Source organism: Bacteroides sedimenti, from assembly GCF_040365225.1.
GTDB lineage: Bacteria > Bacteroidota > Bacteroidia > Bacteroidales > Bacteroidaceae > Bacteroides > Bacteroides sedimenti.
The window spans coordinates 2496604-2521155 of sequence record NZ_AP028055.1 but is presented as its reverse complement, the minus strand read 5'-3'; the positions used below and the strand labels follow the sequence as shown (position 1 = coordinate 2521155).

General features: G+C 40.1%; 18 protein-coding genes, 2 tRNA genes and 3 rRNA genes. 20 read left to right on the top strand and 3 right to left on the bottom strand.

Annotated elements, in window-relative coordinates:
• The first annotated feature begins 143 nt into the window (after positions 1–143).
• On the top strand, positions 144–1085 hold the full coding sequence (gene mdh / locus ABWU87_RS09940; RefSeq protein WP_353330348.1) for a malate dehydrogenase: 942 nt from the start codon (positions 144–146) through the stop codon (positions 1083–1085).
• 159 nt (positions 1086–1244) lie between these two features.
• Here mdh and ABWU87_RS09935 read toward each other — a convergent pair whose 3' ends face one another.
• Entirely contained in the window at positions 1245–2120 is an 876-nt protein-coding gene (locus ABWU87_RS09935) for an NAD kinase (protein WP_353330346.1), read from the bottom strand.
• Positions 2121–2323: 203 nt separating this feature from the next.
• On the opposite strand from ABWU87_RS09935, the gene ABWU87_RS09930 reads away from it, so the two are divergent.
• The 11 genes from ABWU87_RS09930 (at position 2324) to folE (ending at position 12897) form a co-directional block, all read left to right on the top strand.
• On the top strand, positions 2324–3037 hold the full coding sequence (locus ABWU87_RS09930) for a pyridoxine 5'-phosphate synthase (protein WP_353330344.1): 714 nt from the start codon (positions 2324–2326) through the stop codon (positions 3035–3037).
• Between the two features lie 49 nt (positions 3038–3086).
• Positions 3087–4004 (top strand): TonB family protein, encoded by a 918-nt coding sequence (locus tag ABWU87_RS09925; RefSeq protein ID WP_353330342.1) that lies wholly within the window; start codon positions 3087–3089, stop codon positions 4002–4004.
• 8 nt (positions 4005–4012) lie between these two features.
• The gene (locus ABWU87_RS09920) at positions 4013–4567 is read left to right on the top strand and encodes a DJ-1 family glyoxalase III (RefSeq protein ID WP_353330340.1); all 555 of its coding nucleotides are present in this window, start codon (positions 4013–4015) and stop codon (positions 4565–4567) included.
• Between the two features lie 159 nt (positions 4568–4726).
• Positions 4727–5392, top strand: coding sequence for a 2-C-methyl-D-erythritol 4-phosphate cytidylyltransferase (locus tag ABWU87_RS09915; RefSeq protein WP_353330338.1), 666 nt, complete (start codon positions 4727–4729; stop codon positions 5390–5392).
• Entirely contained in the window at positions 5385–7481 is a 2097-nt protein-coding gene (gene recG / locus ABWU87_RS09910) for an ATP-dependent DNA helicase RecG (protein WP_353330336.1), read from the top strand. The genes ABWU87_RS09915 and recG overlap by 8 nt, the downstream gene beginning before the upstream one ends.
• A gap of 223 nt (positions 7482–7704) precedes the next feature.
• Positions 7705–8166: a nucleoside-diphosphate kinase gene (gene ndk / locus ABWU87_RS09905; RefSeq protein ID WP_353330334.1), complete on the top strand. Its 462-nt coding sequence runs from the start codon at positions 7705–7707 to the stop codon at positions 8164–8166.
• Positions 8167–8182: 16 nt separating this feature from the next.
• Positions 8183–9067, top strand: a complete 885-nt coding sequence (locus tag ABWU87_RS09900) for a M23 family metallopeptidase (protein ID WP_353330332.1) — start codon at positions 8183–8185, stop codon at positions 9065–9067.
• A gap of 106 nt (positions 9068–9173) precedes the next feature.
• A complete protein-coding gene (locus tag ABWU87_RS09895; RefSeq protein WP_353330330.1) occupies positions 9174–9731 on the top strand; it encodes a DUF1599 domain-containing protein in 558 nt (185 codons plus the stop codon).
• A complete protein-coding gene (locus ABWU87_RS09890) occupies positions 9706–11784 on the top strand; it encodes a BT_3928 family protein (protein WP_353330328.1) in 2079 nt (692 codons plus the stop codon). The genes ABWU87_RS09895 and ABWU87_RS09890 overlap by 26 nt, the downstream gene beginning before the upstream one ends.
• Positions 11785–11850: 66 nt before the next feature.
• Positions 11851–12312, top strand: coding sequence for an SPOR domain-containing protein (locus tag ABWU87_RS09885; RefSeq protein ID WP_353334449.1), 462 nt, complete (start codon positions 11851–11853; stop codon positions 12310–12312).
• The gene (gene folE / locus ABWU87_RS09880; RefSeq protein ID WP_353330326.1) at positions 12313–12897 is read left to right on the top strand and encodes a GTP cyclohydrolase I FolE; all 585 of its coding nucleotides are present in this window, start codon (positions 12313–12315) and stop codon (positions 12895–12897) included.
• A gap of 7 nt (positions 12898–12904) precedes the next feature.
• Here the strand turns inward: folE and dnaG are convergent, their stop codons facing one another.
• Both dnaG and ABWU87_RS09870 read right to left on the bottom strand, forming a co-directional pair.
• Positions 12905–14884, bottom strand: a complete 1980-nt coding sequence (dnaG, locus tag ABWU87_RS09875; RefSeq protein WP_353330324.1) for a DNA primase — start codon at positions 14882–14884, stop codon at positions 12905–12907.
• Positions 14885–15180: 296 nt separating this feature from the next.
• Positions 15181–15354, bottom strand: a complete 174-nt coding sequence (locus ABWU87_RS09870; RefSeq protein WP_353330321.1) for a hypothetical protein — start codon at positions 15352–15354, stop codon at positions 15181–15183.
• 603 nt (positions 15355–15957) lie between these two features.
• On the opposite strand from ABWU87_RS09870, the gene ABWU87_RS09865 reads away from it, so the two are divergent.
• From ABWU87_RS09865 to ABWU87_RS09830, 8 genes are all read left to right on the top strand, one after another.
• Positions 15958–17480 (top strand): 16S ribosomal RNA (locus ABWU87_RS09865).
• 120 nt (positions 17481–17600) lie between these two features.
• Positions 17601–17674: transfer RNA gene (locus tag ABWU87_RS09860), tRNA-Ile, on the top strand.
• A gap of 45 nt (positions 17675–17719) precedes the next feature.
• Positions 17720–17793, top strand: a tRNA-Ala gene (locus ABWU87_RS09855).
• A 143-nt stretch (positions 17794–17936) separates the two neighbouring features.
• Positions 17937–20818, top strand: a 23S ribosomal RNA gene (locus ABWU87_RS09850).
• A gap of 110 nt (positions 20819–20928) precedes the next feature.
• Positions 20929–21039 (top strand): 5S ribosomal RNA (rrf, locus tag ABWU87_RS09845).
• Together the 16S, 23S and 5S rRNA genes with 2 tRNA genes alongside form the textbook arrangement of a ribosomal RNA operon.
• 1380 nt (positions 21040–22419) lie before the next feature.
• A complete protein-coding gene (locus tag ABWU87_RS09840) occupies positions 22420–23235 on the top strand; it encodes a MotA/TolQ/ExbB proton channel family protein (protein WP_353330319.1) in 816 nt (271 codons plus the stop codon).
• Positions 23236–23271: 36 nt separating this feature from the next.
• Entirely contained in the window at positions 23272–23883 is a 612-nt protein-coding gene (locus tag ABWU87_RS09835) for an ExbD/TolR family protein (protein WP_353330317.1), read from the top strand.
• Between the two features lie 7 nt (positions 23884–23890).
• Positions 23891–24532 carry an ExbD/TolR family protein gene (locus tag ABWU87_RS09830; RefSeq protein WP_353330316.1) on the top strand — a complete coding sequence of 214 codons (642 nt, stop codon included), beginning with the start codon at positions 23891–23893 and terminating at the stop codon, positions 24530–24532.
• Positions 24533–24552 lie beyond the last annotated feature (20 nt).

The window sequence follows — 24552 nt, the reverse complement described above, 5'->3', positions numbered from 1 at the left end:
AATTGTTTTTATATTAACAGATACTTATGCGTTATTAACTAATTTTATTCTGGAAATTTTTCTTTAATTAAGAATAAGATAGTAAATTTGTGCCGCAATAGAAAAATATTGATTTTATCAACTTTTCAAAAAAATATAATAATATGTCAAAAGTAACCGTAGTAGGCGCAGGTAACGTAGGAGCTACATGTGCAAATGTCTTGGCCTTTAATGAAGTGGCTGACGAAGTAGTAATGCTTGATGTTAAAGAAGGTGTTTCTGAAGGTAAAGCAATGGATATGATGCAAACTGCTCAATTGTTGGGTTTCGATACAACAATTGTTGGATGCACCAATGACTATGCTCAAACAGCCAATTCAGATGTTGTTGTAATTACTTCAGGTATTCCTCGTAAGCCAGGTATGACTCGTGAAGAGCTTATTGGTGTTAATGCTGGTATCGTTAAGTCAGTAGCTGGTAACATCCTGAAATATTCTCCAGACGCAATTATCGTGGTTATTTCAAACCCAATGGATACAATGACTTATCTTTCTTTGAAATCTCTTGGATTGCCAAAGAACAGAATTATTGGTATGGGTGGAGCATTGGATAGCTCACGTTTCAAATATTTCTTGTCTCAGGCTATCGGTTGCAATGCCAATGAAGTTGAAGGTATGGTAATTGGTGGTCACGGCGATACAACAATGATTCCTTTGGCTCGTTTCGCTACATACAAAGGTCTTCCTGTTAGCAACTTCTTGAGCGCAGAACAAATTGACGAAGTTGTTAAGTCTACAATGGTAGGTGGAGCTACTTTGACAGGTCTTCTTGGTACTTCTGCTTGGTATGCACCAGGTGCTGCTGGAGCATATGTTGCTGAGGCTATCATCAAAAACCAAAAGAAGATGATTCCTTCTTGTGTTGCATTGGAAGGCGAATATGGTCAGAATGATATCTGTATCGGTGTTCCTGCAATCATCGGTCGTAATGGCGTTGAAAAGATTGTTGAACTTGAATTGAATGCTGAAGAAAAAGAGCTTTTCGAAAAGAGCGCAGCGGCAGTTCGCAAAACAAACGATGTTTTGACAGAAATGAAAGCAATCTAATAAACTCCTTCATATGTAAAAAGGGGTTGTCCAAATCGGATAACCCCTTTTTTATGCCTTTTTCTTCGGGTGTCGCTGAGGTTGTTTTTTATAGTCAAGCCTTGTTTATAGAATTTTTTGCTATCGGATAGCCTCTTTTTAGGTCTAAGAATATAGACTCTACTTGGACCTGTTATCAATTCCCCACATCATTTTTGTGCGGAGGGTGTCAAAGAAGACATGGTTGTATCGTTTTACAACCTTAGTAGTATAGTCTGCTTTTCGGATGGTCAGTTGGCAGTCTTCGCTACATGATTCACTTCGCCCGTCAATTGCTACCAGAAAATTATGGCTGCGGCTTTCCACATCAAGGGTTAGTTTCCAGTCGTCCCTAATCACAATTGGACGAATGTTGAGACTGTGTGGCGCAACAGGGGTAATAGCTATGGTGTTTGAGTGAGGTACGATAATTGGGCCTCCAACGCTAAGAGAATAAGCGGTTGAACCAGTAGGGGTAGAAATTACCAGTCCATCCGCCTGGTAGGTATTTAGATAAGCTCCATTTATTGATGTGTGAATGGAAATCATGGATGAACTATCTCGTTTAAGAATGGCAATCTCGTTCAAGGCAAAGGGGTATCCTTTTATCTCATTCAGCGTACTGACTAACTCCAGAACACTTCTGTCCTCAATCTTATATTGTCCTTTATGGATTTCATCAAACGTAGCACCCATCTCTTCAGGAGAGATATCTGCCAGGAATCCTAATCTTCCTGTATTGATTCCAAGTATTGGGATGTTTTTTCTTCCAACTCGGCTGGCAGCTTTAAGAAAGGTACCGTCACCGCCAATGCTGATAACCATATCTGCTTTAAAATCGTCATTCCCAATTAAACCACTTACTTTTGGAGTAAAGTTAAGGTCATTAGTCAGAAACTCATAAAACTCCCAGTCTACATAGATTTCTGCTCCATGTTGTCTTAGTATAGTAAACAAGTTCTCGGCGTGTAGCGATTTTTTTGCCTGAAAGCAGTTTCCAAAAATTGCGAATTTCATTATACCGTATTTTAAAGTAGTTACTTTTTATGATTCTTTTGGATACAAAATGCTCTGTATTCGGTAAATCCTATTACTTTTGCAGTTAGTACCGCTAAATGCAAATTTGGGGAATCTTTTTTATTTTGTAACTATGCAAAGCTATTTTTTTTCATTCATTACAGGAAAATAGCAGAGTGGATTCTCTTATATAAAAAGTAATTATGACAAAGCTAAGTGTAAACATCAACAAAGTGGCAACTATTCGTAACGCAAGAGGAGGGGATACTCCAAATGTGACGAAAGTAGCGTTAGACTGTGAATCTTTTGGAGCTGATGGAATAACTGTTCATCCGCGGCCAGATGAAAGACATATCCGCCGTGCCGACGTATATGAGATGCGTCCATTGTTGAGAACGGAGTTCAATATTGAGGGATATCCTTCTCCTGAATTTATCGAGTTGGTTTTACAGGTTAAACCGCATCAGGTGACCTTGGTGCCAGATGAACCTTCCCAAATCACCTCTAATGCTGGATGGGATACTAAAAGAAATCTGGAATTTCTTACAGAAGTGCTCGATTTATTTGCAAAAGCCGGAATACGTACATCGGTATTTGTGGCTGCAGATAATGAAATGGTGGAATATGCCGCCAAAGCTGGTGCGGACCGGGTAGAACTCTATACAGAGCCATATGCTACTCTTTTCCCAAAAGAACCGGAGTTGGCAATTGCTCCCTTTATAGAGGCTGCAAAAACGGCTCGCCGCTTAGGGCTGGGATTGAATGCCGGACATGATTTGAATTTGCAGAATCTCAATTATCTTTATAAAAATATTCCATGGCTTGATGAAGTTTCTATAGGGCACGCTCTGATTAGTGATGCTCTTTATCTGGGATTGGAAAAAACAATTCGGGCATATAAAGATTGCCTTCGTTGAGATTTGTAAATACTTGCTGCTTATTGGCAGGAGATTAAAAAGTGTTGAAATGGCAAAGAATAATTTAACTTCTAGAGAATGGTGTGATATCATATTCCAGAATAAAAATAAGGAATATGGGGCTTACCAGATTCGTCTTGAATCTCCTAGACGATATAATCAGTCGCTCTTTATTACTCTTGTTGTTGTGCTGGCCGGTTTTAGTCTGATGAAATTAGGTGAGATTGCGGCTCCTAAAACGAAAGAAGTAGTTGTCGAGGTTTCCACAATTTCTACACTGGAAAAACCACTTCCCGCAGAAAAACCTGAAAAAAAATATGGAGAAGCTGCAAAAAAAGGAGGAGGTGAGCCAAAGCAAAGGAAATTTACGAAAGAGAAACCCGGTGCAGCTCCTGTAATTAAAGGAGAGGCTCTTCCGATAGGAAGTTCCGATAGAGTAAACAAAAATGCAAAGTCGGATAATATTAAAATTGTTCAGCGGCTCCCAGAAGAAGATGAAACAGCAAAAACTGAAAAAGCTTCTGCTGCTGCGGCAAACAGGCTGGCTTCAAGTGCGTTTGGACGGGCTAAATCTTTAGGTGGAAATGGTGCCGGAACAACAGGCACAGGAACAGGTGACGGATCAAGAGGTAATTCTGAAACCGGAAGAGGTACTGGATCGGGAACCGGTTATGGTACAGGAAATGGTTCGGGCAATGGTTCATTTGATCTTGATGGTCGGTCGTTGGGGCCGGGTGGATTGCCGCGTCCCAATTATAATGTGCGTGAAGAAGGTCGTGTTGTTATAACAATAGTCGTAAATCCCGAAGGTCGTGTAATTAGAACAAGTATTAATAAAATGACTAATACAACCAATCCGGCATTGCGTAGAGCTGCTGAAGAGGCTGCTAAGAAAGCTCGCTTTAATGTTGTGAGCGGATTGAATAATCAGACTGGAACAATCACTTATTATTTTAAACTCAAATAAGAGAAAGTATGGGAACAGTTTATCTATTTTTAGCTGAAGGTTTTGAAGAGATTGAAGCCATCTCTGTAGCAGATGTGTTACGCCGTGCTGGTATTAAAACTAAACTTGTATCAGTAACTGGAGAGAAGACAGTTCAAGGAGCTCATGCCATTCCTGTGGTAGCAGACACCACTTTTGAAAAAGCAGATTTCGCTGATGCTGCAATGTTGGTTCTTCCTGGTGGAATGCCAGGTGCCTCAGGCCTGGATGCACATAAAGGCTTACGTAGTCTTATTCTAGAACATGCAAAATCCAACAAACCTTTGGCTGCTATTTGCGCTGCACCTTTGGTTTATGGAAACTTAGGCTTGCTGAAAGGAAAGAAAGCGACTTGTTACCCAGGATTCGAAAAATTTCTGGAAGGCGCTCAAATTGACCGTAGTAAACCTGTAGTGAAAGATGGGCTTTTTATTACAGCCGAAGGACCTGCTGCAGCAATGACTTTTGGGCTGGAAATAGTTGATTTCTTCCTTGGAAAAGATAAAATGACTGAATTGGCAAAAGGAATGCTTGTCAGAAATTAGGCGTTTTTGAGCCTAAAGGCTTTCTCTCACTCTTTATTATTCATTATGCAATGGATAAAGAGTGGGAGATTTGTTTTTTAATTGAGTTGAAAAGTATTGTGAATTTTGATGCAAAGGCGCTATATTTGTATGAGTGAACATAATAAAAGTGGAGTAAAGATGAAAAAACAGCTAATAGTCGTGGCAGGTGGGAGAGGCTTGCGTATGGGTGGAGAAATCCCAAAACAGTTTCTTCCAGTTAATGGTAAACCTGTATTGATGCTCACGCTGGAAGCTTTCCATCGTTTTGATCCGGAAATGATATTGATTCTTGTTTTGCCCCACGAACAACAGGCTTACTGGTCACAGTTATGCTGTGAATATTGCTTCGAATTGCCTTATCGGCTTGCAGATGGGGGAGAAACGCGTTTTCATTCGGTGAAAAACGGTCTCTTATTAGCCGATGACGATGGTTTGATTGGGGTACACGATGGGGTTCGTCCGTTTGTTTCTCAGGAGGTGATTGCCTGTTGTTATGACTCAGCCTCAAAAATGAAGGCTGTGATACCAGTAATTGATGTCGTGGAAACTGTCCGGAGGGTAGATGGTGAGCAGAGTGTAACAGTAGATCGGAATAACTATAAACTAGTGCAGACTCCCCAGGTTTTTATTGCAGAACTTTTAAAACAGGCTTATAGGCAAGAATATTCTCCTCTTTTTACTGATGATGCTTCGGTCGTTGAGGCATTGGGTGAAAAGGTGACGTTGGTACCCGGAAACAGGGAAAATATTAAGATTACCACTCCGTTTGATATGATAATTGCTAATGCTTTAGCGAATGTTTGATTTAACGACTCGAGATATTAAATATTTATCGGGGGTTGGGCCTAATAAGGCTTCAATTCTGAACAAGGAGCTTGAAATATTCTCCTACCATGATTTGCTCTACTATTTCCCATACAAATATGTGGATCGTAGCAGGCTTTATTATGTGCATGAGATAGATGGCGCAATGCCATACATTCAGCTTAAAGGACAGATCCTGAGTTTTGAAACTTTTGGTGAGGGGCGCCAAAGAAGGCTGGTAGCTCATTTCTCGGATGGCACGGGAGTGGTGGATCTTGTTTGGTTTCAGGGAATTAAATACATCACAAATAAATATAAGGTGCGCGAGGAGTATATTGTATTTGGTAAGCCAACTCTTTACGGTGGTCGAATCAATATAGCGCATCCCGATATTGATAATGCCGCAGATCTCACTCTTTCGTCGATGGGATTACAGCCGTACTATAATACTACCGAAAGGATGAAACGAAGTTTTTTGAACTCAAATGCTTTGCAGAAACTGGTTGAGGCTGCATTCATGCAAATTCAGTCTCCAATACCGGAAACATTAAGCCCATCAATTATTTCGAAAAATCATCTGATGTCTCTGACGGATGCCTTGCGAAATATTCATTTTCCTAAAAATCCGGAACTGTTACGGAAAGCCCAATTGCGGTTGAAATTTGAAGAACTCTTTTATGTGCAGCTCAATATATTAAGGTATTCCAAAGAACGGCAGCAAAAGTACCGGGGGTATGTGTTCGAACATGTGGGAAAGTCGTTTAATGATTTTTATTTTAATAATCTCCCTTTTGAACTCACCGGGGCTCAGAAACGAGTTATGAAGGAAATACGTAATGATATAGGTTGCGGGAAGCAGATGAATAGGTTGCTGCAAGGGGATGTGGGAAGTGGAAAAACTTTAGTTGCACTAATGAGTATGCTTATTGCCATTGATAATGGGTATCAGGCTTGTTTGATGGCACCTACAGAAATTCTTGCCAACCAGCATACGGAAACAATAAAAGAACTTCTTTTTGGGCTTGATGTTCGGGTTGAACTGTTGACGGGTTCTGTCAAAGGGAAAAAACGAGAGAAAATTCTGAGTGATCTGGTTACCGGTGATATACATATATTAATAGGTACCCATGCCGTTATTGAAGATAATGTGAACTTTTCCAAGCTGGGTCTGGTGGTAATTGATGAACAGCATAGGTTTGGAGTGGCTCAGAGAGCTAAATTATGGAAAAAAAGTATGTATCCCCCTCATGTGTTGGTGATGACAGCTACTCCAATCCCTCGCACGCTGGCGATGACTCTTTATGGTGATCTGGATGTTTCGGTAATTGATGAACTTCCTCCGGGGCGTAAGCCAATTGCCACCATGCATCAGTTTGATAACAGAAGAGAGAGTCTGTATGCTTCCATTCGGAAGCAGATTACTGAAGGTCGACAAATTTATATAGTTTACCCGCTTATCAAAGAGAGTGAGAAAATCGACCTAAAGAATCTCGAAGAGGGATATCTGCATGTTTGTGAGGCTTTTCCTCAATATAAAGTTAGCAAATTACATGGTAAAATGAAGCCTGCAGAAAAAGATGCTGAGATGCAAAGCTTTGTAATCGGGGATACTCATATAATGGTTGCAACAACAGTAATTGAAGTTGGGGTAAATGTTCCTAATGCTTCGGTTATGGTCATTGAAAATGCTGAACGATTTGGACTTTCTCAGCTACATCAGTTACGAGGAAGAGTCGGTAGAGGAGCTGACCAGTCTTACTGCATTCTGGTGACAAATTACAAATTGTCCGAAGATACACGTAAACGTTTAGAGATAATGGTTCGTACAAATGACGGATTCGAAATAGCAGAGGCAGATCTTAAGCTCAGGGGGCCTGGTGATCTTGAAGGTACCCAACAAAGTGGAATAGCATTTGATCTGAAGATTGCAGATTTAGCCCGGGATGGTCAGCTTTTGCAGTATGTACGTAACGTTGCTCAGGAAATTGTAGAGAGCGATCCTCAAGGAACTGCACCAGAGAATGAAGTGTTATGGAGGCAACTTAAAAGTTTACGCAAAACAAAAGTAAACTGGGCATCTATCAGTTGAAAATGTATTTATTATACAGTTAAAATACAAAAGTATGTTGAAAAACATGTTTGCTCCTGATATTACTTATTCATAGGGGTTTCCTGAATAATTCCTTAATGATTGCTCAAGTTAAATCCTAAAAAATAGTTAATATGCTTGTTGTACTTCCCGTAAAAATGCTATCTTTGAGAATATTGGAAGAAAAAACAGAGTTGAACATTTAAAAAAATCATTATACTGCATGGAAAAAACACTGGTAATTTTAAAACCTTGCACTCTTCAAAGAGGGTTGGTCGGTGAAATAACCAGACGTTTTGAGCGGAAAGGTCTCCGCTTGGCAGGAATGAAGATGATTCAACTGACTGATAAGATCCTAAGTGAGCATTATTCTCATCTGAGTGACAAACCATTCTTTCAGCGTGTGAAAGATTCCATGATGACAGCTCCTGTTATCGTATGTTGTTACGAGGGGGTAGATGCGATTCAAGTGGTTCGTTCGTTGGCTGGCCCAACTAATGGTCGATTAGCTGCTCCAGGGACTATCAGAGGTGATTTTAGCATGAGCTTCCAAGAAAATATAGTTCATGCATCCGATTCACCTGAAACTGCAGAAGCAGAGTTAAACAGATTTTTTAAACCCGATGAACTCTTTGAGTATAAACAAGCAACATTTGACTATTTGTATGCTTGCGATGAGTTTTAATCGAAAAATAGTACTGATGAATTTTATTTGTGTTAAAACGATGTTAGTAGCCGCCGCGGCAATGGTAAGCCTGAGTTCATTTTCTCAGGACCTTATTGCGCGTCAGGCTCCTATTGACAGAAAATTAAAAAGTGTTGATTCTTTAGCGTTACAAAGGCAGATCAGAGCAGAACAAACTGCTTATCCTTCTTTCAGCTTGTATCCTAATTGGGATAATGAGTATGTGCATGCTTATGGAAGAAACACTATTATTCCTGAAAATTTTACCTTTGATTTGAGAGGGTTTTGTATGCCTACTCCAAGCAGAAGAATTACTTCGCCTTTCGGGCCACGATGGAGGAGAATGCACAATGGTCTTGATTTAAAAGTAGAAATCGGGGATACAATCCGCGCTGCGTTTGACGGTAAAGTACGTGTGGTAAAATATGAAGGAAGAGGTTATGGTAAATATATTGTAATCCGTCATCCAAACGGACTGGAAACAGTGTACGGACACCTCTCCAAACAATTAGTTGATCCCGACCAGATGGTTAAGGCTGGAGAAATAATTGGTTTAGGAGGTAACACTGGACATTCTACTGGTTCTCACCTTCATTTTGAAACGCGCTTCCTTGGAATTGCTATCAATCCCGCCTTAATGTTTGACTTCCCGAACCAAGATATCGTATCAGATACTTATACATTCAGAAGATCAGGCAAATATGATCGGACTGGTTCGTCTGCTTTAGCTTCTTCTGATGGTAATGCAGATAAGGTTATTAAGTATCATAAGGTTCGCAGGGGTGACACTCTTGCAAGAATTGCAAAGATGAGAGGTGTCAGTGTAAGCAAACTGTGTCAGATGAATGGATTGTCTAAAAGATCTAAACTGAAACCAGGCCAGGTATTACGTTGCTCATAACTTATAAATGATATTCGGAGGAAGGGGATGCTTTAATATAATTTAGAGCATCCTCTTCCTCTTTTTTCTTAATTATTTGTTAACTTTGCACTCAATTTATAACGAAATGAAAGATACCAAACAACAATTTGAACATGTTATTGCCTTATGTCGTGATTTGTTTTCAAAGAAACTGCACGATTACGGACCTGCATGGCGAATATTGCGACCATCTTCTGTAACCGATCAGATTTTTATTAAAGCCAACCGGATTCGTTCTATTGAAACAAAAGGAGTCTCATTGGTTGATGAAGGGATAAAATCTGAGTTCATTGCAATAGTGAATTATGGAATCATTGGTCTTATTCAATTGGAATTAGGATATGCAGAGTCTGCAGATATCAGTGAAGAGGAGGCGATAAACCTTTATGATAAGTACGCAAAATCTGCTTTAGAACTGATGATGGCTAAAAATCATGATTATGATGAGGCTTGGAGAACAATGAGAATCTCTTCCTACACAGATCTCATCCTGATGAAGATTTACAGGACAAAACAGATAGAATGTTTATCCGGAAAAACGTTGGTATCAGAAGGTATAGATGCCAATTATATGGATATGATTAATTATTCGGTGTTTGGTCTGATTAAAATTGAATTTGGAGACGAAGAAGCTGCAAAATAGAATACTGGATATATGGATAAACCTTTGTCGGTTTCTCCTTGGCACAGTGCTTGTTTTCTCGGGATTCGTGAAAGCGGTAGACCCGCTTGGCTCTACCTATAAAATACAAGATTATGCCAAGGCCTTCGGAATAGGTTCTTCTTTACCCGATTTTCTGCCTCTTACACTCGCAGTTTTTCTTTCTGTTTTTGAATTCTCGATGGGAGTTTTTTTCTTTCTGGGAATTCGTAAAAAGAGCACCACTATCCTGACGTTTTTGTTGATGCTCTTTATGACTCCGCTTACGTTATATCTGGCAATAAAAAATCCGGTTTCTGACTGTGGCTGCTTTGGTGAAGCGTTGGTTCTGACCAATTGGCAGACTTTCTTTAAGAATGTTGTTTTATTCGTCGCTGCATTCTCTTGTCTTGCCTGGAAAGAACGGATTATACGATTTGTCAGTGAGAAAATGCAGTGGTTGATTGCTTTGTATACAGTTGCTTTTGGACTAATCCTCTCAATCTACTGTTACCGGAATTTGCCAATTCTGGATTTTCTACCTTACAAGATAGGGGTTAGTATTCCTAAAGAGATGGAAATCCCGAAGGATGCAAAGAGAAGCATTTATGAGAACTTTTTTATTTTGGAGAAAAATGGTGTCAGGAAAGAGTTTACATTAGAGAATTATCCCGATAGTACGTGGAATTTTATTGATTCAAGAAGCGTACTTAAGGAAAAAGGATATGAGCCTTCGATTCACGATTTTTCTATTAATGAGATGAAAACCGGGGATGATATCACTGAAAAAATACTCAACGATAAGGGGTATACTTTTCTGCTGATTGCTCATCGGATTGAGAAGGCTGATGATAATGATATTGATCTAATCAATGAAATCTATGATTATAGTGTAGAAAATGGATATGCCTTTTATTGTCTTACCTCTTCACGTGATACACAGATTGAACAATGGAGAGGTAAAACCGGAGCTGAGTATCCGTTTTGCTTTACCGATGATATTACGTTAAAGACTATTATCCGTTCAAATCCGGGATTGCTACTACTTAAAAATGGAGTCATTCTAAATAAATGGCATCATTCTAATCTACCGGATGAGTATGCTCTTTCCGGTAAACTAGATAAGCTGGAGGTTGGAAAACTTAAGTATGTTGATGACAGGCATACCATATTATTGGTTGTATTATGGTTTGTAATTCCCCTTTTATTTGTGTTAGGGGTGGATATCCTGGTTGTAAAACGTTTAGATAAGAAGAAAAAAAGGAATTTAATTAACCCTTTAATAAATAAAAAAATGAGAAAAAACATTGTTGCAGGTAACTGGAAAATGAACATGACCCTTGCTGAAGGTATGGCATTGGCAAATGAGTTGAATGAAATCTTGGCAAAGGAAAAACCTAACTGTGATGTAGTTATTGGTACTCCTTTTATTCACCTTGCTTCTGTAGCTGCCGCTATCGATACAAATATGATTGGCGTTGCTGCTCAGAACTGTGCTGATAAAGAATCAGGCGCATACACAGGTGAGGTTTCAGCTGCTATGGTTGCATCTACAGGTGCTAAATATGTAATTCTAGGTCACTCAGAACGCCGTGCTTACTATCACGAAACTGCAGAAATCCTGAAAGAAAAAGTAAAATTAGCTTTAGCTAATGGATTAACTCCTATCTTCTGTATCGGTGAAGTTTTGGAAGAACGTGAAGCTGGAAAACAAAATGAAGTAGTTTATTCTCAATTGGCTGGTTCTTTGTATGATTTATCAGTTGAAGATTTCTCTAAAATTGTTTTGGCTTACGAACCAGTTTGGGCTATTGGCACAGGTAAAACAGCTACAGCTGAACAAGCTCAGGAAATTCATGCTTATATTCGTTCTACTATCGTTGAAAAATATGGTCAGGAAATAGCAGACAATACATCTATCCTTTATGGTGGTAGCTGTAAAGCTTCTAATGCAAAAGAATTGTTCGCTAATCCGGACGTAGACGGAGGTCTTATCGGTGGTGCTTCATTGAAAGCTGCTGATTTCAAAGGTATCATTGATGCTTTTAATGCATAATTAACCATTAAGTGGGAAAAGAGAAAAAAACTCTTTTTCCACTTTTATTCATTTTTAGTCATGAGAATAAAACCTTTATATATAGTGTTGTTACTTGGCTTTATAGCATCTGGAAAGATATATGGTCAGGACAATATTATTAAAAGCCTTGAAAGGCAGGAACCGGGTACTGGAGTGGTTACCATTCATCAGGACAAGCGTTTAGAGTCTTTAATAGGGACAAAGCATTCGAATAAAGGTAATATTGCTGATACAAAAGTTTTAAAGGAACCGGGATATCGAATTCAGGTTTATGCAGGAGGTGACTCGCGCAACTCAAAAAGTGCAGCTTACCAAATGGAAGAACAGGTAAAAGGCCTATTCCCCGAACTGCCTGTATACACTGTTTTTAGATCTCCTCGCTGGCTCTGTCAGGTAGGCGATTACAAAACAATCGAAGAAGCATATGCCATGATGAGAAAAATGAAGCAATTTGAGGCTTTTTCGGAGGCGTCTATTGTTAAAACACAAATTATTATACCTTTATAAATGATTAATAAAGAAGAAGCTTTAAATCTTCAGATTGAAGAATTAAAGAAAAACTATCAGAATATTATCAAATTATTAGGAGAGGATGTAAACCGTGAAGGATTGCAGAAAACTCCGGAACGTGTGGCAAAGGCAATGCTTACATTAACAAGAGGATATGAAGAAGATCCAAATGAAGTATTACTTTCGGCTAAATTTAAGGAAGATTATCATCAGATGGTAATTGTGAAGGATATTGATTTCTTTTCCCTTTGCGAACACCACATGCTCCCTTTTTATGGAAAAGTTCATGTTGCCTATATTCCCAATGGTTATATCACCGGATTGAGCAAAATTGCCCGTGTAGTAGATATCTTTTCTCACCGTTTACAGGTACAGGAGCGAATGACACTTCAAATTAAAGAATGTATTCAACAGGCATTGAATCCATTAGGTGTAATGGTTGTTGTTGAAGCAAAGCATATGTGTATGCAGATGCGTGGAGTTGAAAAACAAAATGCAATTACTACAACTTCCGACTTTTCAGGAGGATTTAAGCAGGCTTCTACAAGAGAGGAGTTTATGAATCTTATAACTCATAAATAAATCTGTTCTATTTAGGGAGAACAACCCGATCTCCTAGTCTTTTTGCCATAATATCACGAATGCGTTGCACCTGGATACATCGTTTCATGATCTCGGTATAATTTTCTTCGGATTTTGCATTCTCAGGATCTTGTAAAGCGCGCATGATATGTTTGAACTCTTCTTCAACAATGGCATTCTTAAAATTAGTCATTAGCGTTGGAACCAGTTCATGCAAACGCTCTTCATCAGTCACGATGTGTTGCCCTTTTGTGTGATATTTGCTCAGCTGATAACGGTCGCTGGACAGCTCTGCTGCCAGTTGACTGATGGCAGAGTCTGAATGGGCAATAAAATATCTTTCACAGCAGAAGCTTTCATCCTTGAAATGATTTCCTGCCTCTGATAGAATTCTTCTATGAATTGGATTATGCAGGTTCAGTTCATCTTGTTTCAGATCATTGATTATATATTCTATCACTGTGATGGGAACTTCTTCGCCTTCCTCGTTAGTGATGTTGCACATAATCCTTTCTCCATATCTAATCAAAATTTGCATGATTAGACGTTCATTTTTATAAAACTCGCTGTTTTCTTTACCTTCATCAGGAATGAACGAATGATATGCTTCGTCGGGAATTAGCTCTTCCGGAATGTTGGGAGTAGCGACGTCATTACCAGCCGGTTTATTCGCTTTTTCCTTTTGCTTCTCGATCAATTTCCCCATTTCCATCTGCAGCAATTTTTCTTCAACCCGCAGAAGCTGACTGCATTCCCTAATATATACAGAACGGACAATTGCCTCCGGAATTACTGAGATGCTCTTTACAATGTCCGTGATTAATTCAGCTCGTTTAATTGGGTCTTTCCCGGCTTCATCAATCAGGATATTTGTTTTAAAGCGAATGAAATCTACCTCATTGGCCGAAATATATGCCTGAAAATCGGTTGCATTGTGTTTACGTGCAAAAGAATCGGGGTCGTCTCCGTCGGGTAGCAGAACAACTTTAATATTCATGCCTTCTTCCAAAAGCATGTCAATACCGCGGATTGAAGCTTTAATACCTGCCATATCCCCGTCGTAAATCACCGTTATGTTATTGGTGAAACGATGAATTAATCGGATCTGTCCCGATGTAAGGGATGTGCCTGATGAGGATACTACATTTTCAACGCCCGACTGATGCATGGAAATTACGTCTGTATAACCTTCTACAAGGAAACAACGGTCCTGTTTCACAATAGCCTGTTTGGCGAAATAGATACCGTACAACTCACTGCTTTTGTGATATATTTCTGATTCCGGCGAATTAACATATTTCGCAATCTTTTTGTCCGCATTCAATATTCTTCCACCAAATGCAACTACTTTACCTGATAGGGTATGTACCGGAAATATAACCCGGCCTCTAAAACGGTCGCTCAATGATTTGTCATCACGTTCATAGCAAAGGCCTGTTTTGAGTAGGAAATCTTTTTTATATCCTTTTTTAGTTGCTTCTTGTGCCAAAGCGTCACGCGCATCTGTGCTGAAACCAAGTTGAAATCTCTTTATAATATCGTCGCGGAATCCTCTTTGTCGGAAATAGGCCATCCCTATTGATTTTCCATCAATATGGTTGAACAAGATGTCTTGAAAATAATCGCGGGCAAAGTTGTTGACAATAAACATGCTTTCCCTGTTATTCTGGGCCATTTTTTCTTCCTGACTCAGTTCCCTTTCCTTTATTTCAATGTTGTACTTCTTTGCGAGAAACTTTAATGCTTCATAGTAGGAAAGTTGCTCATGTTCCATAATGAAATGCACAGCATTCCCGCCTTTTCCACAGCTGAAACATTTACATAGACCTTTTGATGGGGAAACGCTGAATGAAGGTGTTTTCTCGTTATGAAACGGACAAAGACCTACATAGTTCACCCCTCGCTTTCGTAAAGTGACGAACTCTGAAACGACGTCGACAATTTGAGCGGCATCTAATATTCTGTCTATGGTAGCTTGATCAATCATTATTTTATGGAAATGTATGCAAAATTACGAAAAGTATCCTTTAAAACAACATTCATCTTGTTTTCTTGTGATAATAGAAGTGTCTCTCTTGTTCTATTCTACTCATTCTGTAGATGCTGCATGTTTTAACTTGGTTTCATTCCCCATGCCCAATAATAAGCCCAAATATAACAGTCCCTTCCAGCAACCATTGGTAAACCCATCTATTTCACCTCCGCTTTGCATTTTGCTCCTTGCCAATTGTGCCACCCCAATCCTTTGCCATTGCTTTTATTCTATTAATACCACCGGATAACTCAAGACTTACTTAGTTCCTGAATAGAACAGAATACAGCCATAATTACTACCTCCTGCCTATAATCGACAAACTTTCTTTCCACACGTGCGCATAATATAACAAGCTTGACGTAGGTAAAGGTGGCTATCACTTTGAACTTTCTTTCCACATTTGCGCATAATATAAACCCCATTTGTATTGTTCTTTAGCGAAAACTCCCACACACGCTCACAATAAAAAACTAGTTCTTGTTCTCATATTATCGCCCGGTTCTCATCCCTTCACGCGCGCGTAATACAATAAGGTAATGCCTTGTTCTCCCTATTTTCCTACACTGAAAAAATTATGTTATATAACACAATTGAGAACCAGTTGATTAACATTTTGCCTGAAACTTTTTGAGGAAAAAGAGTGTTTTAAATTTGTTTGGTAAGTTGAAAAGGTCTACTTTTGCACCCGCTTTGCAAGAGAAACAAAGCCTTGATAAATGACATGCTGATAACGGTTGCTTTATTCCGAAGCTTGGCTGAAAGGATTTAAAAAAAATAATTCAGAAAAGATTTGGAGGTAAGAAATAAAACCTCTACCTTTGCATCCGCTTAACAATCAAGCACAATTTTGATCGTTCTTTGAAAAGATTTAGATATAAACAATACAAGTAGTACAAGAGCTATAATGTTTCGATGTTAATCGAGATATTTTAGTAAAAAAGATTCAAACCGTCAATATCCCTCCTTATAGGATGAGATATTAAAATAAGAATCGGAATCCTGAACAGAATTAAAAAGAAACTTTTACAATGAAGAGTTTGATCCTGGCTCAGGATGAACGCTAGCTACAGGCTTAACACATGCAAGTCGAGGGGTAGCAGGGTAGCAATACCGCTGACGACCGGCGCACGGGTGAGTAACACGTATCCAACCTTCCCATAACTCAGGGATAGCCTTTCGAAAGAAAGATTAATACCTGATGGTACTTTATTAGGGCATCCTAATTAAGTTAAAGATTTATCGGTTATGGATGGGGATGCGTTCCATTAGATAGTTGGTGAGGTAACGGCTCACCAAGTCTTCGATGGATAGGGGTTCTGAGAGGAAGGTCCCCCACATTGGTACTGAGACACGGACCAAACTCCTACGGGAGGCAGCAGTGAGGAATATTGGTCAATGGGCGCGAGCCTGAACCAGCCAAGTAGCGTGAAGGATGAAGGTCCTATGGATTGTAAACTTCTTTTATAGCAGAATAAAGTGACCCACGTGTGGGTTTTTGTATGTATGCTATGAATAAGGATCGGCTAACTCCGTGCCAGCAGCCGCGGTAATACGGAGGATCCGAGCGTTATCCGGATTTATTGGGTTTAAAGGGTGCGTAGGCGGAAAGATAAGTCAGCCTGTGAAAGTTTGCGGCTCAACCGTAAAATTGCAGTTGATACTGTTTTTCTTGAGTGTACATAAGGTAGGCGGAATTCGTGGTGTAGCGGTGAAATGCTTAGATATCACGAAGAACTCCGATTGCGAAGGCAGCTTACCGGGGTACAACTGACGCTGATGCACGAAAGTGTGGGTATCAAACAGGATTAGATACCCTGGTAGTCCACACAGTAAACGATGAATACTCGCTGTTTGCGATATACAGTAAGCGGCCAAGCGAAAGCATTAAGTATTCCACCTGGGGAGTACGCCGGCAACGGTGAAACTCAAAGGAATTGACGGGGGCCCGCACAAGCGGAGGAACATGTGGTTTAATTCGATGATACGCGAGGAACCTTACCCGGGCTTAAATTGCAGATGAATATGGTGGAAACATCATAGCCAGCAATGGCATCTGTGAAGGTGCTGCATGGTTGTCGTCAGCTCGTGCCGTGAGGTGTCGGCTTAAGTGCCATAACGAGCGCAACCCTTATCGATAGTTACTAACAGGTCATGCTGAGGACTCTATTGAGACTGCCGTCGTAAGATGTGAGGAAGGTGGGGATGACGTCAAATCAGCACGGCCCTTACGTCCGGGGCTACACACGTGTTACAATGGAGGGTACAGAAGGTCGCTACCTGGCAACAGGATGCTAATCTCCAAAACCCTTCTCAGTTCGGATTGGAGTCTGCAACCCGACTCCATGAAGCTGGATTCGCTAGTAATCGCGCATCAGCCACGGCGCGGTGAATACGTTCCCGGGCCTTGTACACACCGCCCGTCAAGCCATGGGAGCCGGGGGTACCTGAAGTACGTAACCGCAAGGAGCGTCCTAGGGTAAAACTGGTGACTGGGGCTAAGTCGTAACAAGGTAGCCGTACCGGAAGGTGCGGCTGGAACACCTCCTTTCTGGAGCGATTCCGTTCTTGGTTTGGATTTCTTGTACTACGGTATATTGTTTAATTTAAAATATAGATTTTAAGAGATAAAGAAAGAAGCCGGGCCGAAAGGCAGGCGGTTTTGAACGACAGTCCTATAGCTCAGTTGGTTAGAGCGCTACACTGATAATGTAGAGGTCGGCAGTTCAACTCTGCCTGGGACTACGAATAATGAGGAAGCACCACAGCGGAAAGCTTCTGAATGATTTCGGGGGATTAGCTCAGCTGGCTAGAGCACCTGCCTTGCACGCAGGGGGTCAACGGTTCGAATCCGTTATTCTCCACAAAAGAGATTCATTTCTCGACAAGATCTTTGACATGATGTACAAAAGCAAATAAAGAAGTAACTTTTTTGAGAAAAAAAGAGCTGAAAGTATATATCGAACCATACGCGGCATGATCAGCAATGTGAATGCCGGTTTGTTTGAAGAAAGTAAGCAAGGGCGCATGGCGGATGCCTTGGCTCTCGGAGGCGATGAAGGACGTGATAAGCTGCGATAAGCTTCGGGTAGGTGCAAATAACCATTGATCCGAAGATTTCCGAATGGGACAACCCAATATCCTGAAGGGATATTATCCATCATAGATGGAGGCGAACGCAGGGAACTGAAACATCTTAGTACCTGTAGGAGAAGAAAATAAATGAATGATTCCGTAAGTAGTGGCGAGCGAACGCGGATTAGCCCAAACCATAGATGTTACGGCATTTATGGGGTTGTAGGACCACGTTGTTGGACTTACATTAGAGAATGGAAGACTCTGGAAAGTGTCACCATAGAGCATGATAGTTGCGTACATGAATCTAATGTATACCATAGTGGTATCCTGAGTAGCGCGGAGCACGAGGAATTCTGCGTGAATCTGCCGGGACCATCCGGTAAGGCTAAATACTCCCGAGAGACCGATAGTGAACCAGTACTGTGAAGGAAAGGTGAAAAGCACTTCGAATAGAAGAGTGAAATAGTCCCTGAAACCATGCGCCTACAAGCGGTCGGAGCAGCTTTTAGCTGTGACGGCGTGCCTTTTGCATAATGAACCTACGAGTTACTGTCACTGGCAAGGTTAAGAAACTAAGTTTTGCAGCCGAAGCGAAAGCGAGTCTTAATAGGGCGTTTTTAGTCAGTGGTAGTAGACGCGAAACCAAGTGATCTACCCATGGTCAGGTTGAAGGTTAGGTAACACTAACTGGAGGACCGAACCGATAAGCGTTGAAAAGCTTCCGGATGAACTGTGGGTGGGGGTGAAAGGCTAATCAAACTTGGAGATAGCTCGTACTCCCCGAAATGCATTTAGGTGCAGCCTTGATAATTACTAATGTGAGGTAGAGCGACTGATAAGATGCGAGGGCTTCGCCGCCTATCAAGTCTTGATAAACTCCGAATGCGCATTAGTTTAATATCAGGAGTGAGGGCATGGGTGCTAAGGTCCGTGCCCGAGAGGAGAAGAATCCAGACCATCAGCTAAGGTCCCGAAATAATTGCTCAGTTGAACTAACGAAGTCAGATTGCTAAGACAGCTAGGATGTTGGCTTGGAAGCAGCCATTCATTTAAAGAGTGCGTAACAGCTCACTAGTCGAGGAGTTTGGCGTGGATAATAATCGGGCATAAGCAATTTACCGAAGCTATGGAACCAGTAATGGTTGGTAGGGGAGCATTCCACTCAGCGTTGAATGTGGAGCGTGAGCTCTGCTGGAGCGTGTGGAAAAGCAAATGTAGGTATAAGTAACGATAAAGGGGGTGAGAAACCCCCTCGCCGAAAGACTAAGGTTTCCTGATCAACGCTAATCGGATCAGGGTTAGTCGGGTCCTAAGGTGTAGCCGAATGGCGAAGCCGATGGCAGAAAGGGTTAATATTCCCTTACTACCTTAAGGAGTGACGTGGAGACGGAGGCGTGACAGTGCCGCCAGCTGACGGAATAGCTGGTTGAAGGGTGTAGATATTAGATTTCCAGGCAAATCCGGAAGACTAGTCGAACCTGATAGTACCGAGAGCCCTTGTGGTGATTGGATAGTGCATGTAAGCATACTCCCGAGAAAATCCGCTAAACTTAATCCTTAAGGTACCCGTACCGTAAACGGACACACGTAGTCGGGTTGAATATACTAAGGCGCTTGAGTGAATCACGGTTAAGGAACTAGGCAAATTGACCCTGTAACTTCGGGATAAAGGGTCCCTCAGCAATGAGGGCGCAGAGAATAGGTCCAGGCAACTGTTTAACAAAAACACAGGGCTATGCAAAATTGAAAGATCACGTATATAGCCTGACACCTGCCCGGTGCTGGAAGGTTAAGAGGAGATGTCATCGCAAGAGAAGCGTTGAATTGAAGCCCCAGTAAACGGCGGCCGTAACTATAACGGTCCTAAGGTAGCGAAATTCCTTGTCGGGTAAGTTCCGACCTGCACGAATGGTGTAATGATCTGGACACTGTCTCAACCGTGAGCTCAGTGAAATTGTAGTATCGGTGAAGATGCCGATTACCCGCGATGGGACGAAAAGACCCCGTGAACCTTTACTATAGCTTAACATTGAATTTGGGTAATTGATGTGTAGGATAGGCCGGAGGCTTTGAAGCAGGCACGCCAGTGTTTGTGGAGCCGCTGTTGAAATACGGCCCTTTGATTATTTGAGTTCTAACTCGTGGTTACGAGGACACTGTTTGGTGGGTAGTTTGACTGGGGTGGTCGCCTCCAAAAGTGTAACGGAGGCTTCTAAAGGTACCCTCAGGACGATTGGTAACCGTCCGCAGAGTGTAATGGCATAAGGGTGCTTGACTGGGAGACCGACAAGTCGATCAGGTAGGAAACTAGAGCATAGTGATCCGGTGTTTCCGTATGGAAGGGACATCGCTCAAAGGATAAAAGGTACTCCGGGGATAACAGGCTGATCGCTCCCAAGAGCTCATATCGACGGAGCGGTTTGGCACCTCGATGTCGGCTCGTCACATCCTGGGGCTGGAGAAGGTCCCAAGGGTTGGGCTGTTCGCCCATTAAAGTGGCACGCGAGCTGGGTTCAGAACGTCGTGAGACAGTTCGGTCTCTATCTATCGTGGGCGTATGAAATTTGCGTGGCTCTGACACTAGTACGAGAGGACCGTGTTGGACTGACCGCTGGTTTACCGGTTGTGCCGCCAGGTGCATCGCCGGGTATCTAAGTCGGGATTGGATAAGTGCTGAAAGCATCTAAGTACGAAGCCAGCCACAAGATTAGATTTCTTAGGGTCGTTGAAGACGACAACGTTGATAGGCTGCAGGTGTAAAGACAGTAATGTCAAAGCCGAGCAGTACTAATTGCCCGTACACTTTCTTCGAGCCTTTGTATGGTTGGCTATATGTTTTGCTCTTTTATCGATAAAAGAGCTTCTTTATTGCTTTTGCATTGTGTTATCTTAATATGGATTATATTCATATATAAAAATATTAAGGTGGCTATAGCATCAGGGTTCCACCTCTTCCCATTCCGAACAGAGAAGTTAAGCCTGATCACGCCGATGGTACTGCGTAACAGTGGGAGAGTAGGTAGCCGCCGTTTTATCCGAGTCCCGGTCATGGAAACATGGTCGGGACTTTTTTTGATGTCATAACCGCATGCGCCGGATGGCGGTACAATAGCCGTACAAGAGCCAAAACACGGGGATGTCCGAGGTATCCTAAAATCAATACTGACACACTAGAAAATGAGCCTATTCTAAGCATTAGTCAAGTCTCTGTGCATTAGAAATCATTATCCTTTATTAGTTACCAATTGGTGTGTATAAGTACATTGAGCTGTTTATTAGATTTAATTTCATAAGAGCTGAAATATTAGGCTATTTTATATTGCATGAAATATTAATACATCAAGAAAAATAATTTTTAAAATATTCAAATTTGCTAATTTCATTCTTTGAATCTCTTTTCCAGAGGAGGTCAGACTGTTCTGTATGCCATTTAAGTGGCTGAGATTTATATAATACATTCTGTTGATTTTATGCGTTTTGAAAATAAAATCAAAAAACAGAATATAAATAATCTTGTCGTTCATTGTTTATAGTCGAGAATCGTTATTTGTGTAGAAGACGAATAAAAATGAAATTAATTTCTCGCTGATATTTAGCGATTTCTGAATGAGTATATATTGTGTTTGTAAAAATATTAATGTTGATATATATTTTTGCAGAATTGATAGACGATATGAACATTAAGATAATTAATCTAATTAATTTTCGATATTTATTCTATTAATAACAACCGTCTGAATAGTGCTTGAATGCATTATTTTAGTTATATTTGTAAATGAAAGGTTGAGAAAAGATAGAAATAAGGTATTTGATTGAAATGAATTATTATTGTATCCTTTTCGTAAATTCTAAGATTGAATTTTCATGATGGGTGCTTTTATGAGGAATTTGGTTCCTAAATGCTATAGTTTAAGTTGATAAATAGATTATAATTTATTAATTTTAGCAAAAAAGCCCGTTTTTAGTGATATTTATTTTAAAAAATGCGATGTGGTTGAAATATCGAATATTTTATCTTTAATGTGTTGTTATATAGGTTTTTGTGATTACATATTTAAAGAATAATCTATTGTTTTCTATTGATTGTAGTATTAAAACTATTAATCCTCTAAAAAAAACTGATTAAAAATTGTAAAAATACACCGTAGTAACAATTTTGTTCTTATTTTTGTTGCACGTTTTATATCCGGATTGTAGGTCTTGTTAGGAATACTTTGAAAAATATACGCTTATTCTCCTAATAATGGAATCTATTGAAAGGTTAAATAAGGTAAGAAATGGTTAGTGGTAATAGGCAAGCCCGTAGTTCTGTTACTTCTTATTTTTCATAGCCCTTGGACGTACGGAGTTAATGCAGAACTTAAAATTTGAATTATTAATTTCTAAAAATAAATTGTTTAAAAAAAACTATTATGGAAACTACTCAAAAAAAATCTAAGAAAACGTCTATCAAAGGTATTAAAAATGCAGGCCTTGTTATCCTTGCTTGTTTAATTATTGCTGTTTGTTTCTACCAGTTCGTATTAGGTAATCCTGATAACTTTGTAAATGGTGACCCAAATAATCACCCTCTTCCTGGTAAACTTTTAGGTACAATGTACAAAGGTGGTGTTATCGTGCCAATTATCTTAACAATGTTGTTTACAGTATTGTCATTGAGCGTTGAGCGTTTCATTGCTATTAAAAGTGCTTACGGTAAAGGTTCTTTGACTAAGTTCGTTGCAAACATCAAAGCTGCTTTGGAAAAAGGCGATCTTAAAGGTGCTCAAGAAATTTGTGACAAACAAAGAGGTTCAGTTGCAAATGTAGTTGGTGCTACTTTGATCAAATATGCTGAAATGGAAAAAGATACAACTTTGACTAAAGAACAGAAGTTATTAGCTATCCAGAAAGAACTTGAAGAAGCAACAGCTCTTGAAATGCCAATGATGACTGAAAACCTTCCTATCATTGCTTCTATTACAACATTAGGTACATTGTTCGGTCTTCTTGGTACTGTAATCGGTATGATCCGTTCATTTGCTGCTTTGTCTGCTGGTGGTGGTGCTGACTCTACTGCATTGTCTCAAGGTATTTCTGAAGCGTTGATTAATACTGCTTGCGGTATTGCTACAGGTGCATTAGCTGTTATCTCTTACAACTACTATTCAAACAAAATCGACAAATTAACATTTAGCCTTGACGAAGTAGGTTTCTCTATTGTACAGACATTTGCTGCATCTCACTAATAAGCGGTAAATTAATTAATAAAGTAGAAAAGACTTATGGCTAAAGTAAAAGTTGCAAAAAAGGACACGTTCATCGATATGACAGCGATGAGTGACGTTACTGTATTGCTCTTGACCTTCTTTATGTTGACTTCAACCTTCGTAAAAAAGGAACCAGTAAAAGTAACGACACCTGGGTCTGTTTCTGAAATTAAGATCCCAGAAAAGAATATTCTCTCTATACTCATAAATCCAGAAGGAAAAGTATTTATGGCTCTGGATAAACCTGATGATATGGAGACTGCTCTTGTAGCTCTGGGCGGGCAATATGGTGTGAAGTTTACACCCAAACAAATTGCGAATTTCAGAAAAAACACCACATTCGGTGTTCCGATGAAAAAAATGAGCGCTTTCTTAGACTTACCAGAAAGAGAACAGGATGAAGCCCTGAAGAATGAAGGTATACCTACAGATAGCGTTGACAATCAATTCAAAGAATGGGTGAAAGCTGCAAAAACAGCTAATCCAGATCTAAGAATTGCTATTAAGGCTGACCAGAATACTCCTTATTCTGTAATTAAGAATGTTATGAACTCACTTCAAGACATCAAAGAAAACAGATATAATCTGATCACTTCTTTGAAAGCTGGTGAAGGCGAAAAAAAATAGATGAGATATGAGTGCTGAAGTAGAACAAAAAGATAGCGGAAAAGGGAAAAAAGGCAAACAGAAAAAAATCAAGACCCGCGTCGACTTTACGCCGATGGTGGATATGAACATGTTGCTTATTACCTTCTTCATGCTTTGTACATCTTTGAGTAAACCTCAAACGATGGAGATCAGTATGCCAACAAATGATAAAGTTGCGGATGATCAAACGACTAAAGTAAAGGAATCTCAAGCCGTAACTTTAATCTTGGATGAAAATAATAAGGTTTACTATTATCTTGGTATGTTTAAAGCGGGTGATCAATCTTTGCTGCAAGAAACTTCTTATGCTCCTACTGGTATAAGAGAGATGTTAATAAAGAAAAACAGCGAAGTAGTTGCTAAAATCAATGATCTGAAGAAACAAAAAGCCGATTTAAAGATTACTCAGGAAGAATATATAAAGAAGGCTTCTGAAGCGAAGGATTCAAAGGATTCTCCAACAGTAATTATTAAAGCAACAGATAAATCAACATACAAAAATCTTGTTGATGCTCTTGATGAAATGCAGATTTGCAGTATAAGTAAGTATGTAATTGTTCCAATCACAGATGGCGAAAAAGCTTTGTTAGCTGCTAAGACTGGTGGTGCAAGTGCAGTTAAAAATTAAGTTAAACACTAAAATAAGAA